The sequence below is a fragment of the Rhodococcus baikonurensis genome, from assembly GCF_040489275.1.
Lineage (GTDB): Bacteria > Actinomycetota > Actinomycetes > Mycobacteriales > Mycobacteriaceae > Rhodococcus_F > Rhodococcus_F baikonurensis.
The window spans coordinates 27,672-42,019 of the sequence record NZ_JBEUOQ010000027.1 but is presented as its reverse complement, the minus strand read 5'-3'; the positions used below and the strand labels follow the sequence as shown (position 1 = coordinate 42,019).

The window sequence follows — 14,348 nt, the reverse complement described above, 5'->3', positions numbered from 1 at the left end:
CACTGAATGCCTTCGAGATAACGTTCGACGGACGGCTGTCTGCCGGACGAAAGTAGTTAGAAATCAATCAATTACACCGTTTTCTGGACAGACCCATCTCATCCGATACAGTCCCAAGGTTCAGCGGCTGGGGAGCCGGCATCGGCCGACGGCCCGTCGGTATGGGGAAGGGGAGAGTCGGCTGTTCAGGGCATTGTGCGCAACCGCAGCGATAAGTCGAGGGAAATTCGCATTCTGTGCCCGCATGGTGGAACCGTTCGGACACGGCGTGCCCGGCGTGCCGAGCGGCGGTCGGCCCCTGGTTCTCGTTTTCCGCTCGGTACTGTTTTCGGCCTTTTCGACGTGAGGAATCGTATGTTCGCTGACCGGTTGAATATGTTGTTCGAGGATTCACCGCGACTCGGTCACCCCGTCACCCAAGCAGAGGTGGCAGACGATCTGACAGCCGGCGGCTGGCGTATGTCGCGGCCCTACTTGTCTCAGTTACGCCGAGGTCTGCGGACGAGCCCTTCTCCGGATGTCGTTGCCGTGCTTGCGGATTACTTCGGAGTCGATCACGACTACTTTTTTCGGCCGGCCGGCAGCGAGTCCACGGACGCGTCGGCCGTCATCGACCGGCTCGAACAGGGGCCGCTGCGGCGCTTGTTGTCCTGCGTGGACGGTCTTTCCGAATCGTCCGCAGGGCTGGTCCTCGACATGGCCGAACGTTTGCGGCGCGCAGAGAAGTGTCCGGCAATCACTGCGGGCGACGGGTGCCACCAAAAAAATCTGACGTCCGGCCGAAGGCGAGTCTGAGATTCACACACGACCACCGATACCGAAACCTCGCGCGGGTCCTGGGACTGGCGCCACCCATTTGGGTCGATTCCGATACGCCCAAGCTCCTGTTTCGTCGGTCGCTGTCGGGTCGGGTTTCTCGGTGCCGCCACACTTGGGGTCGGCTACATCGGAGGCTGCTGCTCTCGCTCGATCGGGATTTGTGAGCTTGTGGCCGTGACGGTCCTCGATTGTTCGGCACTATTGATCTCGACAAAGATGTGACGGCTTTGCCGCCCACGATCGGGAAAAGGGAGTTCACTGATGGGCATGGCGAGTACGGGGCCGCGCACGGTCGTGCCCTCGGGCGTTCGGAATGAGCTGTACGAAATTCTGCGGAGCGGTGGTCCTCGCACCGCCCGAGACCGAGCGACCCTGATTGGACTGGTGAGATGACCGAGCGCAACGGGACGTACGTCGTCGCCGACCGTAAACCCTTGCAACCTCGAGCCGAACGAACGCGAGGAAAACTCCTCGCCGCGGCAGCCGCACGATTCGACGCCGAAGGCTACACACTCGCCAACGTCAACACCGTCATCGCCGACGCCGAAACCACCAAAGGTGGAATGTACTTCCATTTCGCATCCAAAGAATCGATGGCGCAAAACCTCATCGAAGAATGGTCCCGCGCGGTGCACCACGCTTTCGCAGATGCCAAAGCGACCCGATCTACCGCCCTGGCGCAGGTGGAGATGATCTTTCGGATACTCGCCCGCCGCCTCGACGCGAACCAGATCCTCCGGGCCGGAATGAAACTCAGCCTCGAACCCTCGATCGAGGGCTCGCACCAGACCTACCTGCGGTGGGTAGAGAACACCGACGACCTCGTCGCACGCGCCATCGAGGCCGGCGACGTCCGTGAAACCCCGGCGGTACATCGACTCGCCTGGAACCTGTGGGCGGGAACAATCGGCGCCACACAAGCGATTCCCGCGGACTGCGACGAGGTCAGCCTGTCGACCCGAATCGACGATGCCATCGCAGCGCACTTCTCGTCCATCGCGACCAACCACATCTGACATCGAGACCGGCAACACCTCCGGCGAAGACGCGAACCGCGCCGGGTCGGCAAACCCCCACCGCGTGCTGCACCGCATCGGACAGCGTCGAGGGCATCGGAAAGGACGGGCACACCCGGCTTCCCCCGGGCGGTCTCAGTCGGCGGGTGGGGGTGCGCTCGAGGCGATATCGGATCGTCGCCGGATGATCGCATCGAGGGCATCGCACAGGCTGATGCTCTCCTGCAGCAGCTGCATGAGCAGTTGTTGGCTGTGCTCGTCCATCGTGCGGCCCTCCACCGCCATGATCGGGGTGAGCGCGGCGAGCTCCGAATCCGCCTGCGCCTCGGTCACACCTCGCTGTGCCGCCACTACCGCTCTCCTCTCGCTCCCTGATCCAGTCCACCGTCATCGACGGTGGCTCCATCCCATCACCATCAGTACATCGGTGGAGGGAACGACAGCGAGCCTGCCATCGTCGAGTGCTGATTCCACACCATTTTCGTGGACTCCGCGCGGGCCTGAAGCGGTACCACCCTGGCGGATCAATGCCCGGAACGGCCGGCTTCAAGCCTCCGCCGCGCCGGCGACATGGACGTCGACGACATGATTTCGTTCGGCCCACGCCGCACCTACCCGTCGACCCTTGTCGTGAACGGATCGGTGCATCTCACCCACACAGCGCAACTATCGGCGGACGTGCGCGGTACGGATGAGGTCTGCCACAGCGCGCCGGGTCCGGTCGTGCCGGGGGTCGTGGGCGAGGTCGCCGGTACGCACGCGCTCGGTGAGTGCGGCGATCACTTCCGCGCAGGCGCGGGGACTACCCAGCACGATGGGCACCGCCGTCTTCGGGTCCGGCGCAGCGGGGCTTTCGGTCCGGTAACTGATGAGGCCCACGGCATGCGGGGGGACGGTTCGGCGGAACGTCGCCCGCAGATCGTTGATACCCCGGTACAGCCGGTCGAGGTCGGTGAGGGCGACCTCGTCGGCAACGAGCCTGCGTTGCAGAGCGCTGAGCACCGACAGTGCCGCGTCGATGTCCTCGGCCGCGCGGGCCGCCGCGACGGTCGCGCTCATCCGCTCCGGAACCGGTTTCTCCACCACCCGCGTGTGGTCGCGGATCTGCAACCCGATCGCGCCGCGTTCGCCGGCGCGACGCTCCTCGGAGGCGAGTTTGCGGCAACGATCCGAACACCACCGGGCCGGCCGGCCACGTGGCTTGACGGTGACCGAGTTACCGCAGCGTGGGCACAGGTTCGGGTCCATTTCGTCAGCATAAACATTTCGTCGCCCGAAAACATTGTCAGTCTCGTCACCTGAATGCAAGAGGTGTGTGGCACCTGGGGCGAGCGAGAAAGAACCCTTCGGGATAGAGGGCGGTAGAGATCGGTAGAGATCGGTAGATGTGGGCAGAAGCGCGTGACGAGCGAGCACGGCCAGGAGAGCAGCGCGGGCGATGAGAAGGCGTCGAGAACTGGGGAGGTAAGCCGGGAACGGCACCCGAGCCCGGCAGGTTCATCGCCTGGTGCCGAGGTCCGGAACGGCGTCCGCCGCCTGAAAAACATTTCGTCGCACGAAAGTACGCCCCCGCAGTCTGAAATTCAGCAAGAGGTGTGTCTGAAATATCTGGGTGAGGTCGTCACGGACAGCGACGCGCGTTGCCATGGACCCTTTCAGGGAGTAGGTCGTTGTCGGCAGGTGCTGCGATGCTCGAAGGCGTGCAAGAAATTCGGGTGAAAGTCAGTCGATGGGAATCGCGCCGACTGTGGTGGCGCGCCGGCACCCGGGCGCCGGGGTTGGTGCTCCACATCGAGGGATACAGCACCCCGACCCAGACCTACCGAACCCGCGATCTCGACCGCGCCCGCGCGATGGTCCTCGACTACCTCGAGGTGATCGGGAAGCCGGCACCGCCCGACATCGCCATCTGCTGGATCGAGACCGGCACATAGCCGAGACCCTCGGCGGCCCCAATCGAAGAACACCGGCACGAGCACGCCGGAGCGTCTCGCGGCTTCGCAACAGAAACCCCGCGCTGGGCGGGCGCGGATGTGATGCCGGAAACGACGCGTGACCGATTCACCGGCAGATTCTGTCGAGCTGCTCTGCGCGTGAGCGACCGTAGCCAGCTCTCTGGTCGACGGTTATCGAGGTGTCGGTTTCTCGTTGCCCAGCGCAGCGCCCCGGACACCGGGACGCGGCCGGCAGGCCGCGGTAGCCGACTTAGGGCACCTAAGTTTCTATCTTGCTCCGTTGCCTCCCCCGCGGAGTTCGGCGCGACCGCTCGCGCACCCGACCGCACGGGCGGAATCCAAAACCACGGGGTTTTGCAATATCTTGCTCTGCTCGAGGTGCTCTGCTCGAGGAGGGCGGCGCACGGGGAATCTGCCCGTGGTGTCACCGCGCGATCAGCCCACCGACACGAGGACGGCCGCGGGTGTGGTGCTCGGATCAATGCCGACGCGATGCGCACAACGCCCGCAAAGCAGCCCGCGCCGGCGTCGTCGGAATGCGCGTGATCCGGCAGACGGAGACCGTCGCACCCTCGGCCCCACCCGTGCAGCCGACCGAAAGACCCGGCGCCGCATCCGAGACGTTCGACCCCGCCGACGCGCTCCTGCACGTCACCCACTCCCCCGAACTGATCGCCCGCGTCCTGCGTGTGGTCACCGCCAACCTCGGCCCCCGCAGCATCGACCGTCAACTCCCCGGCCCCATGCACGACGCCGCCGTCGAACTCGCACCGCTCCTGGCCGATTACATCCGGCGCACCCGTGCGCCGGCGGCCGAGGCGACACCGAAAAACGGAGCCGCCGCTGCCTTGTCTCGTCAACAGCGGCGGGCACTGCAGCGCAGCACCGGAAAAAGTCGGCACTGACACCCGACACCGAAAAACTTTCCACCCACCCCGCTGTGGCGATGCCTCCACGTGACGATGCGAAACGAGACCACCGGATTGACCGGGTCGATCAGTGTCCGTGCAGATCGCTGATCACCCCTCCCTACGTCTGCCGCCGCAGTGAAGGTTGCAGAAGCAGATACCTGAGTCCGAAGGACTGCGTACCGCCGTAGTCCCGCCACGAACACCGATACCCCGATTCGAACCCCAAGCTCTCCCCGACCCGGTCGTTCTTGAGCTGCCACTGCAACGATCCGGGTTCGACACGACGGCCCTCCCACAACCGGAACTCGTGCGCCTGCGAGCGCACCGTGGAATTCCGCTCACTCCAAAACGGGTAGTTCGTCAACGTCAGAGAAGCCCCGGCCTCGACACTTCCGTCGAGAATGAGCCGTTCGACGCGTTGAGCGTCCCGCCAGGTTGCCGCCGTATCGAGATCCGGCGCCCCCGAAGAAGAAAGCTCGAACACCTCACCGTCGACGTCCGCCAGCAGACGCTTCTTCGGGTACTTCAGCTCCAACGCGATACGACGACCACCGAGCCGCCCGAGCACATCGACCGCCAGCCGAGACCGTCCGCCCACCCGCTCACTGACGGCCACCTTCTTCTCCAACCGAACCTGCTCCACCTCATCCGCCATCACCGTTGCCAGCGCAAGCTGGAAGTCGCTCTCCGAGTGGAACAGAGGCCGCTCTTTACCGAGTCGTTCCATCCACGACTCCACGTACGGTGCAAGATCGAACATTCAGCAGCTCCACTTCGATAGACGGATGCTCTCCAGACCCGGTCAGGGAAATTCCGTAGACGTAGCTTTCCAGCAGGAGGCCAAGCGCGCGGATTTTGGGTGGGGGGCCGGGATACCTGATATGGCTTGGCACGTCCCACCCGAATAATTTTCTATATGGCTCGGCGTGTCCGACCTGAATAGTGATCGTGATGCGGCACGCTGTCCCCATGGACACCTCGGGGGCACTGTTACTCAATGACACGCAGTGGGCTGACGAGGTACTCCTCCCACACCGCCCCTACGCGACGAACTACCTCGAGCGTGGCCAGTACCGGATGCACCGCGACGACGCCCTGACGATGCGTTACGTCGAGCACTCCCCCCACGCACTGCTCGGCTCGATCGTCATCGACTGCGACCATCCAGATGCGGCGATGCGAGCCTTCGAGAAACCCTCGGACCATCCCGCCCCGAACTGGGTCGCCCAGTCCCCCTCCGGACGCGCGCACCTCGGCTGGTGGCTCGGACCCAACCACGTCTGCCGCACCGACTCCGCCCGCTTGACCCCCATTCGTTACGCGCACCGCATCGAGACCGGGCTCAAGGTCTCCGTCGGCGGCGACTTCGCCTACGGCGGGCAACTCACCAAAAACCCCATTCACCCCGACTGGGAAACCATCTACGGACCGTCCACTCCGTACACGCTGCGGCAACTGGCCACCATCCACACCCCCCGCCAGGCACCCCGCCGCCCCGATCGCGCGGCCGGCCTCGGCCGCAACGTCACCATGTTCGACACCGCCCGCAAATGGGCCTACCCCCAGTGGTGGCATCACCGGAACGGCACCGCCGATCAGTGGCTACGTCTTGTCCTGCAGCACTGCCACGCCGTCAACACCGAGTTCGCCGATCCCCTGCCCTTCGTCGAGGTTCGGGCGACCGCGTACTCCATCGGTAAATGGATCTGGCGCAACTTCGACGAAGCCGCCTACCGCGCACGCCAAGCTCACCTCGGACGTAAAGGTGGCAAGGTCATGACACCTGCAAAGATCGAAGCAAACCGGAAACGAGCCACGAAGTTCGATCTCGCCACAGCAATGGAGTACGCGCTATGAGCCAAGGTGGAGCACGAGCCAAGCAACGTCGAACCATCACTGCACGAGAACTCGCGGAACGCCTGGGGTCTTCCGAGCGAACCGCTCGACGCCTCATCGCCGAACCACGGGATGAGTTCCTCGAGCGCGCCAAGGTCCGCCGTGACCGCGTGGTGTCACTACGAAACCAAGGCATGAAATACCGGGACATCGCCGAGGAAATGGACATCACCATCGGAGCCGTCGGGCGGATACTGCATGACGCCCGCAAAATCGAAGAGAAGGAAAACCCGGTCCGTGACGCCTGCTGACCTGAGCGGTCCCCCGTGGCAGCCGAACCCTGCTCACTTGCGCGCTGCGTCTACCGTGCCGATGCAGTATCCGAGTGCACTGATCCGCACTATTCATTACGCGCTGAATTTCCTCGACCGTGAACTCGCCGAACACCCAGAAGACGAGATGATGGCTCAAGCCGAGACCCGCGACGTCTACAGCCTTCTCGTGGAGATCACCGCGGCTCTGCATGGTCTCAGCTCCGAAGCCGATGTCACCGACGAGCAGATCCAGAACGCCCGGTACTGGATGCTCGGACAGTTCGATAATCCTCTTAACCCCACTACGTAGGACTGTACTTAGGACTGAGAGCAAACTGGCTTGCATCCTGGTCCAGGCATCGAATACTCCAAAACTCAAAATTTCTAGAAAGCTTTATTGTTAGAAACAATCTGCAACCTGCAAAATATCCGTTCAACCAAGGACGAGGAAAGATGCCCCCCACTAACTACGCAGCCTGCAAGCACAGCGCCACCTTGAAGGTGACGGATGAAGCTGTCCTGAGCATGCTGAGAGGACTCGCTCAGTACTGCGAATCAGGAACCTACCCACAGATCGCCTGGGGAGGCACCAAAGTCAATCACTGGCTGGCAGCTCGTAAGCACGCCACCTTCCGGTTCACGCAGCCCGACGACCGGGAATTCTTTATCAAAGAGGCAACCCGGCTACTCCCTGCAGAAACATGGGAGCTCACGATAACTAGCGACCACGATCCAGCCACGCCGCAGCGCAGGTAGGTGGTCCGGGTAGATCATTACCTCGCTACAAGAAGAAGACCCTGATACGTGGTGGCCTACTCAAGACGAGTGCACCGCGAGTTCCAACTGATCACCAAACTAACCTGCGTGCCTTCGCCTTCGTGGTATGGGCTACACCAAGAAACTCTAGAAAGTTATTTTGTTAGAAACGATGATTGTACTTGCGTTTCTTGGTTGTTGAGCCACTGCCAAAGCGCCTCGTACACAGCGTCCTGCATGCGGATCCCTCGCTGTGCGCAGGCGGTTTTGACCATTCGCTGCAGATCAGGCGGAAGCCGGGTCGCGAAAGCGGTCACCGTGGCGTCCTTTGGAAGTGTGGGCGGCGCCGCCGCAACCTCCCGAGCGAGTTGCGGAGTAAATGGGTGGGGTCTAGCGGTCTCGGTGACTCGTGGTGTTGCGAACGCGGATGGCTTCTTCTTGGCGGTACTCATGCGACGGTCACCGTAGAGAGCACTCGGTCCAGAGCCGCGTCGAATGCAACTGTCACCTCATGAACTGCTGGACGGACGCTGTGCACCGGGAGATGGTCACCAGTAGCTTCGGCGACCGCAGCACGTTGGGGGACCACCATCGGCAACACCATCTCTCCCAACGCCTCCCGAATTTCGCTGGCCCGATGCGTAGCTTCTCGACCCTGCGCCGGAACCCTGCCGAGCAGGACACCGGAGACGGTGAGGCCGGGGTTGTAGTAGCGGGTAATCGTCTCTATCGCGTCCAGAATCTTCGACACTCCACGGCTAGCCATGAACGATGGTTCAGTCGCGATCAGTGCAGTGTCGGCGGCGATGAGAGCATTGGAAACAAGTTTGCCGACGCTGGGAGGGCAGTCGATCAGCACCAGTGGGTATCGCTGGCGAAGATCGTCGGAGTCGAGCGCTGCTCGCAGACGCTGTTCGACTCCAAGCCCGGAGACCGCGTCCAAGTCGGCCAGATCCAGATCCGAGGGGATCACGCTGACGTGGTCCCACGTCGAGGTGTGCACCGCATCGGCTGCGCTACCGCGAAGCTCCTGAGCGAGTAAATTCGCGGCGGTCTTGCCTGCGAGCGGGTACTCGATACCGAGCGCCTCTGACGCGTTGCACTGCGGGTCGAGATCGATCACCAGAGTTTCGATCCCGCGGGCGCTCGCTGCTGAGGCAAGCCCGAGCACGGTGGTGGTCTTGCTAGACCCACCCTTCTGATTAACAACAGCAACCACAGTCATAACCAATACTCTAACAATCTAAATTGTTAGAAATAGCTATCTAGCATGCGTGTCGAACGACCAATCCCCAACAGTCTCCGTAGAAACCTCACTCGTTTCAGTCGCGCGGACAAGTAGTCGTCGAGCGCTGCCTCTCACACCCGTCCTTACGAGACCTAGTGATTCGTACGCCGTCTCCTAGGTGCGAAAAGAAATAGCACCTGCGCTGTTCCTCGACTGAGGGGTGGGCAAGGATGATCCGAGCACGTTTGTTGTCGCGGAGGGATTGGGTTCATGGGTTCAGTGCACGAGGTCATCGAGGCGTTTCGGCAGGCACCGTCGAATTCGGAGCGGGGCACGAAGTTCGAGCAGTTGATGGTCCGGTACTTCGAACTCGACCCACTGCTCTCGCAGCAGTACGAGAAGGTGTGGCGGTGGACCGACTGGCCGGGCCGCAAGGGCAAGCCCGACACCGGTATCGACCTCGTCGCCCGTGAACGCGACACCGGCGAATTCACCGCGATTCAGTGCAAGTTCTACGAACCCACCCACACCCTTGCCAAAGGCGACATCGACTCCTTCTTCACCGCATCCGGAAAAACGCCGTTCTCCAACCGGGTCATCATCTCCACCACCGACCGCTGGGGCAAGAACGCCGAAGACGCCCTCGAGGGGCAGTCAATCCCCGTGCAGCGGATCGGGCTGGCCGAGATCGCGGAATCGCCGATCGACTGGGACATCGCCTGGCCGCAGGGCGAGCTGCAGGTCAACCTGGCCGAAGCGAAACGTCACGAACCCCGCCTGCATCAACAGTCCGCCATCGACGCCGTCTTCGCAGGCTTCGAGGCCGGAAACGACCGCGGCAAACTGATCATGGCCTGCGGTACCGGTAAAACCTTCACCGCCCTCAAGATTGCCGAACGTGCAGCGTTGGAGAACGGCGGCAACGCCCGGATTCTGTTTGCGGTGCCGTCGATCTCGCTGCTCTCGCAAACTCTGCGGGAGTGGACCGCGCAAACGCAGTTGGATCTGCGGGCGTTCGCGGTGTGCTCGGACACCAAAGTGTCCCGCTCGGCCGAAGACGTCAACATCCACGACGTCGCGATCCCCGTCACCACCGATCCGGTGAAGTTGGCTGCGGAGATGGCGCACCGTAAGCGCGCCAAAGGTTTGACTGTGGTGTTCACCACGTACCAGTCCCTGCCCACCGTCGCGAAAGCACAAGAGCTGGGGGTGGATCCGTTCGATCTGGTGATCTGCGACGAAGCGCACCGCACCACCGGCGTCACGCTGTTCGGTGAGGACGATTCGAACTTCGTCCGCGTCCACGACGCCGACTTCCTCAACGCCGCCCGCCGGCTGTACATGACGGCGACACCGAAGATATTCGTGGACGACGTCAAAGAGAAGGCGGAAGAGCATTCCGCCGAGCTCACCTCGATGGACGACGAAACCGTTTACGGTCCCGAGTTCCACCGACTCTCATTCGGTGAGGCCGTCGAGCGAGGTCTGCTCACCGATTACAAAGTGATCGTGCTGACCGTCGACGAATCCCTGGTGGCAGCGCCGCTGCAGGATCAGCTTGCCGGGGTGCACAGCGAACTACGGCTCGACGACGCGTCGAAGATCATCGGCTGCTGGAATGCACTGGCCAAGCGTGCTGGCGAAACCCCCGAAGGAACAGGCTTCGCACCGGGTGCGGCGCCGATGCGCCGCGCGGTCGCGTTCGCGAAGGACATCGCCGCGTCCAAGCAGGTCGCCGAAGTGTTCCCCACTGTTGTCGATGCCTACCGCGATCTACTCGAGGGCAGCGAAAATGACGGGCGCACTGTCGATTCCACCAACCTGGACTTGACGTGTTCGGTGCACCATGTGGACGGCACGTTCAATGCGCTACAACGCAACGAGCAACTCTCCTGGCTCAAAGCCCCCCTGCCAGAGGGGGAAGCCCGGATCCTGACCAACGCCCGCTGCCTCTCCGAAGGAGTCGACGTACCGGCGTTGGATGCGGTGATGTTCCTGCACCCCCGCAACTCTCAGGTCGATGTGGTGCAGTCCGTGGGCCGGGTGATGCGCAAATCCGACGGCAAGGATTACGGCTACATCATCTTGCCCGTTGCGGTTCCGGCCGGTGTCAGCCCGTCCGAGGCGTTGTCGAACAACACCCGGTTCAAGGTCGTCTGGCAGGTACTCAATGCGCTTCGCGCGCATGATGATCGGTTCAATGCGATGGTCAACTCCATCGCATTGAACGCCACCTCGGACAAGAAGGACGGTAAGGGCAACGATCGCCTACTCGGTGGGCGCATCGGACCCCTCGTCGAGGTCGGCGAGAGCTTCGACAACGGCAGCCGTAGCAGTGGAAGCAGTGCTGACGTCGCTTCCACCAGTGCAGATTCTGCCGAAGGTGCCACCCCCACCGGAGACTCCGGTGGGGGGATGGCAACGCAGATGGCGTTGTTCTCCCTCTCCGAATGGCAGGAAGCGATCTACGCGAAGATCGTCGACAAGGTCGGCACCCGCGCCTACTGGGAAGACTGGGCCGGCGACGTCTCCGACATCGCCGCCGCGCAGATCACCCGCATCAACGCCCTCCTCGCCGGCGCCGACACCTCAGTCGCCGAGGAGTTCGAGCGGTTCCTCACCGGACTGCGCGACAACCTCAACGATTCGATCAGCCGCGACGACGCGATCAGCATGCTTTCGCAGCATCTGATCACCAAACCGGTATTCGATGCCTTGTTCGCAGAGCACGACTTCGCCTCCCATAACCCCGTCTCGCGGGTGATGCAGTCGATGGTCGATACCCTCGACGACACCGGGCTAGAAGCGGAAACCGCCGGCCTCGACGGCTTCTACGCCTCCGTCCGCGTCCGCGCGACCGAGGTGACCAGCGCCGAAGGCAAGCAGAAAGTCATCGCAGAACTGTATGAGCGATTCTTCAAGATCGGGTTCAAGAAGCAGTCCGACGCCCTCGGCATCGTCTACACGCCGGTGGAGATCGTCGACTTCATCCTCCGCGCCGCCGACGCAGCCTTGCGGGATTCGTTCGGGCGTGGTCTGACCGACGAAGACGTGCATGTCCTGGACCCGTTCACGGGAACCGGTACGTTCATGACGCGGTTGCTGCAGTCCGGGCTGATCAACCCCGAAGATTTGGCGCGTAAGTACACGAACGAGTTGCACGCCAACGAGATCACGCTCCTCGCCTACTATGTGGCGGCTGTGAACATCGAAACCACGTACCACGCGCTCGTCGATCAGGGCGGCGACGCAACATACATGCCGTTCGAGGGTATCGTCCTCGCCGATACCTTTCAGATCACCGAAAACGGTGACAGCCTCGACTCCGAGATGTTCCCGCAGAACAACGATCGCATCATCCGCCAGAACGCCACCCCGATCAACGTCGTGATCGGAAACCCGCCGTACTCCGCTGGGCAATCGAATGCCAGCGAAAACAATGCGAATCGCGCCTATCCCACGCTCGACCGCGCCATCCAGAGTTCGTACGCGGCGAAGTCGACTGCGACATTGAAGAGCAAGCTGTACGACTCGTACATTAGGGCGATCCGGTGGGCGACGGACCGTATCGGTGACTCCGGCGTAGTCGCCTATGTGACAAATGGAGGGTGGATCAACGGAAACACCGCCGACGGAATTCGCTTGTCACTGGCCGACGAGTACTCGACTATCTACCTCTACAACTTGAGAGGAAACCAGCGCGGCGACTGGAAAAAGGAGGGAGGCAAGGTATTCGGCGAAGGCTCACAGGCCACGATTGCGGTTCTCATTGCGGTGAAGGATCCTTCTCACAGTGGACCGTGCCGTATCCACTACCGCGACATCGGTGACTACCTGAGTCGCGAGGAGAAGCTGGCGATTGTTGGCGGAGCAAGCCTCAGCACAATTGACTGGGCCAGTATCAACCCAAATCCTGAAGGGGACTGGGTCGATCAAAGGAACGCAGCATTCGGCGCATATACACCAATAGCAGTCAAGAAGACCGCGGGAATCGAGACAACTTTCTTCGCTGATTACTCTGGTGGATTGAAGACCAACAGGGATGCCTGGGTTTACGCATTTTCGCGCGAAGCCCTTGGAGAGAAAATCAAGGGCACGGTCGACTTCTACAACGAGCAGGTTGACGCCTATGAAGAAGCGGTGAAGAGCGGCTCTCAGTCTGGCGCCAAGGACACTGTGTCCTACAACGACAAGCGAATTAGCTGGTCGTCAGGGTTGATTCCGAAAGTTGAGCGTGGCCGGCGCCTCCAGTATCAGTCCGAACATCGCCGAGTTAGCGTCTATCGGCCCTTCTGCAAGCAGTACGCGTACTTCGACGACGATCTCAACGATCGGCGAGGCAAGCTGCCCCGGATGTTTCCGACTCCGCAACACAGGAACATCGGAATCTACATCCCGAATCCAGGAAACCTTGCTCCGCAGTTCATGTGCCTCATGACTGATTCAATACCGGACCTCGGTGCCGCCGGGATCAGCGCAGTCAACTTCTATCCCCGCTGGACCTACGAGAAGTACGAATCTCCGGACTGCGAGCTCGATCTCGCTTCCTCCGACACACTCCAGGTCGACGAGCACGGATACCGCCGTATCGACAACATCACTGACGGAATCCTCGCGCTCTATCGGGACGCGTTTGGCAACCAGGTCACCAAGGACGACATCTTTTTCTATGCCTACGGCCTGCTGCACGATCCGGCGTATCGCCAGGCTTACGCGTCAGATCTGAAGAAGATGCTCCCGCACATTCCGACACCCGAGTCCCGAGAGCGGTTCGAGCAGTTGCTCTCCGCCGGTCGTCGCCTGGCAGATCTGCACGTCGGCTACGAGAGCGTCGATCCGTATCCCCTTGACGTACAACTCAAGACGGGCTCATCGGCCGAAGACCGTGAGACGTGGCGGGTCTCGAAGATGAAGTGGGGCAAGAAGAAAGACCCCGAGACCGGCAAGAATGTAGACGACCGCACCACGCTCGTCTACAACCCGAAGGTCACCATCTCAGGGATTCCGGAAGAGGCTGAGCGGTACATGCTCGGCTCGCGTTCAGCGCTGGCGTGGATCATCGACCGCTACCAAGCCAAGACCGATAAAGCCTCCGGGATCGTCAACGACCCCAACGACTGGTGCGACGAACACGACGACCCCGCCTACATCGTCGACCTGATCAAGCGTGTCACCACCGTGGCAGTCGAGACCATGAAGGTAGTCGACTCGCTCGAATAAGGAGAAGCCGAAAGATCAGTAACAGGCGAGTGCCGATCTCCGGTAGCCGTTGTCTCTAACAATCTAGATTGTTAGAAATAGGTCTTTATCAGTACTTTCTCGAGAATTTCAGATCGGTCCGGTATCTCGCGGATCGGACCGATCTAGAAGGCACTTCAGCGCTTTCACTATCGGCGCCTGTGCTTTGACCTTCCGCTGCACGAGCGGATCAGACTCGGTGCGGCACTCGTGCAAACAGATACCCAGATTTAGGACACCAGAACGGCCGGTATTGCGCTGCGCGGTGACGGTGG

12 protein-coding genes are annotated in these 14,348 nt (G+C 61.8%); 8 read left to right on the top strand and 4 right to left on the bottom strand.

Features of this window, described 5'->3' with window-relative positions; all coding sequences use genetic code 11:
- Nucleotides 1-354 precede the first annotated feature (354 nt).
- Together ABWI03_RS31870 and ABWI03_RS31865 are read left to right on the top strand one after the other, a co-directional pair.
- Nucleotides 355-795, top strand: a complete 441-nt coding sequence (locus ABWI03_RS31870; RefSeq protein ID WP_241199208.1) for a helix-turn-helix domain-containing protein — start codon at nt 355-357, stop codon at nt 793-795.
- Between the two features lie 413 nt (nt 796-1,208).
- Nucleotides 1,209-1,835 carry a TetR family transcriptional regulator gene (locus ABWI03_RS31865; protein WP_081377650.1) on the top strand — a complete coding sequence of 209 codons (627 nt, stop codon included), beginning with the start codon at nt 1,209-1,211 and terminating at the stop codon, nt 1,833-1,835.
- A 135-nt stretch (nt 1,836-1,970) separates the two neighbouring features.
- Here the strand turns inward: ABWI03_RS31865 and ABWI03_RS31860 are convergent, their stop codons facing one another.
- Both ABWI03_RS31860 and ABWI03_RS31855 read right to left on the bottom strand, forming a co-directional pair.
- Nucleotides 1,971-2,186: a hypothetical protein gene (locus ABWI03_RS31860; RefSeq protein ID WP_073513685.1), complete on the bottom strand. Its 216-nt coding sequence runs from the start codon at nt 2,184-2,186 to the stop codon at nt 1,971-1,973.
- Between the two features lie 315 nt (nt 2,187-2,501).
- Nucleotides 2,502-3,143, bottom strand: a complete 642-nt coding sequence (locus ABWI03_RS31855) for a DNA gyrase inhibitor YacG (protein WP_125053145.1) — start codon at nt 3,141-3,143, stop codon at nt 2,502-2,504.
- Between the two features lie 362 nt (nt 3,144-3,505).
- On the opposite strand from ABWI03_RS31855, the gene ABWI03_RS31850 reads away from it, so the two are divergent.
- Entirely contained in the window at nt 3,506-3,769 is a 264-nt protein-coding gene (locus ABWI03_RS31850) for a hypothetical protein (protein ID WP_143173142.1), read from the top strand.
- A gap of 485 nt (nt 3,770-4,254) precedes the next feature.
- Nucleotides 4,255-4,695: a hypothetical protein gene (locus ABWI03_RS31845; RefSeq protein ID WP_311052334.1), complete on the top strand. Its 441-nt coding sequence runs from the start codon at nt 4,255-4,257 to the stop codon at nt 4,693-4,695.
- Between the two features lie 124 nt (nt 4,696-4,819).
- On the opposite strand, the gene ABWI03_RS31840 is transcribed toward ABWI03_RS31845, so the two are convergent.
- Complete coding sequence (locus ABWI03_RS31840; protein ID WP_211919423.1) at nt 4,820-5,461, bottom strand: hypothetical protein; 642 nt, start codon at nt 5,459-5,461, stop codon at nt 4,820-4,822.
- Nucleotides 5,462-5,670: 209 nt separating this feature from the next.
- Between ABWI03_RS31840 and ABWI03_RS31835 the strand changes: the two genes are divergently transcribed.
- Genes ABWI03_RS31835 through ABWI03_RS31825 form a run of 3 tightly spaced genes read left to right on the top strand, consistent with a single transcriptional unit; the run spans nt 5,671 to nt 7,161 of the window.
- Complete coding sequence (locus tag ABWI03_RS31835; RefSeq protein ID WP_064114090.1) at nt 5,671-6,558, top strand: replication initiation protein; 888 nt, start codon at nt 5,671-5,673, stop codon at nt 6,556-6,558.
- Entirely contained in the window at nt 6,555-6,848 is a 294-nt protein-coding gene (locus tag ABWI03_RS31830; RefSeq protein WP_064114091.1) for a sigma factor-like helix-turn-helix DNA-binding protein, read from the top strand. The genes ABWI03_RS31835 and ABWI03_RS31830 overlap by 4 nt, the downstream gene beginning before the upstream one ends.
- Nucleotides 6,835-7,161 carry a hypothetical protein gene (locus tag ABWI03_RS31825; RefSeq protein WP_064114092.1) on the top strand — a complete coding sequence of 109 codons (327 nt, stop codon included), beginning with the start codon at nt 6,835-6,837 and terminating at the stop codon, nt 7,159-7,161. Before ABWI03_RS31830 ends, ABWI03_RS31825 begins: the two co-directional genes overlap by 14 nt.
- An 894-nt stretch (nt 7,162-8,055) precedes the next feature.
- Here ABWI03_RS31825 and ABWI03_RS31820 read toward each other — a convergent pair.
- Nucleotides 8,056-8,832, bottom strand: coding sequence for a ParA family protein (locus ABWI03_RS31820; RefSeq protein WP_064114095.1), 777 nt, complete (start codon nt 8,830-8,832; stop codon nt 8,056-8,058).
- Between the two features lie 273 nt (nt 8,833-9,105).
- Here ABWI03_RS31820 and ABWI03_RS31815 point away from each other — a divergent pair, with 273 nt between their 5' ends.
- Nucleotides 9,106-14,055 (top strand): DEAD/DEAH box helicase, encoded by a 4,950-nt coding sequence (locus ABWI03_RS31815; RefSeq protein WP_350834930.1) that lies wholly within the window; start codon nt 9,106-9,108, stop codon nt 14,053-14,055.
- The last annotated feature ends 293 nt before the right edge of the window (nt 14,056-14,348 follow it).

Bases quoted from the DNA above. Each gene is read 5' to 3' on its own strand.
- ABWI03_RS31870 (WP_241199208.1), top strand. From the start codon at position 355: ATGTTCGCTGACCGGTTGAATATGTTGTTCGAGGATTCACCGCGACTC.
- ABWI03_RS31865 (WP_081377650.1), top strand. From the start codon at position 1,209: ATGACCGAGCGCAACGGGACGTACGTCGTCGCCGACCGTAAACCCTTG.
- ABWI03_RS31840 (WP_211919423.1), bottom strand. From the start codon at position 5,461: ATGTTCGATCTTGCACCGTACGTGGAGTCGTGGATGGAACGACTCGGT.
- ABWI03_RS31835 (WP_064114090.1), top strand. From the start codon at position 5,671: ATGGACACCTCGGGGGCACTGTTACTCAATGACACGCAGTGGGCTGAC.
- ABWI03_RS31830 (WP_064114091.1), top strand. From the start codon at position 6,555: ATGAGCCAAGGTGGAGCACGAGCCAAGCAACGTCGAACCATCACTGCA.
- ABWI03_RS31820 (WP_064114095.1), bottom strand. From the start codon at position 8,832: ATGACTGTGGTTGCTGTTGTTAATCAGAAGGGTGGGTCTAGCAAGACC.
- ABWI03_RS31815 (WP_350834930.1), top strand. From the start codon at position 9,106: ATGGGTTCAGTGCACGAGGTCATCGAGGCGTTTCGGCAGGCACCGTCG.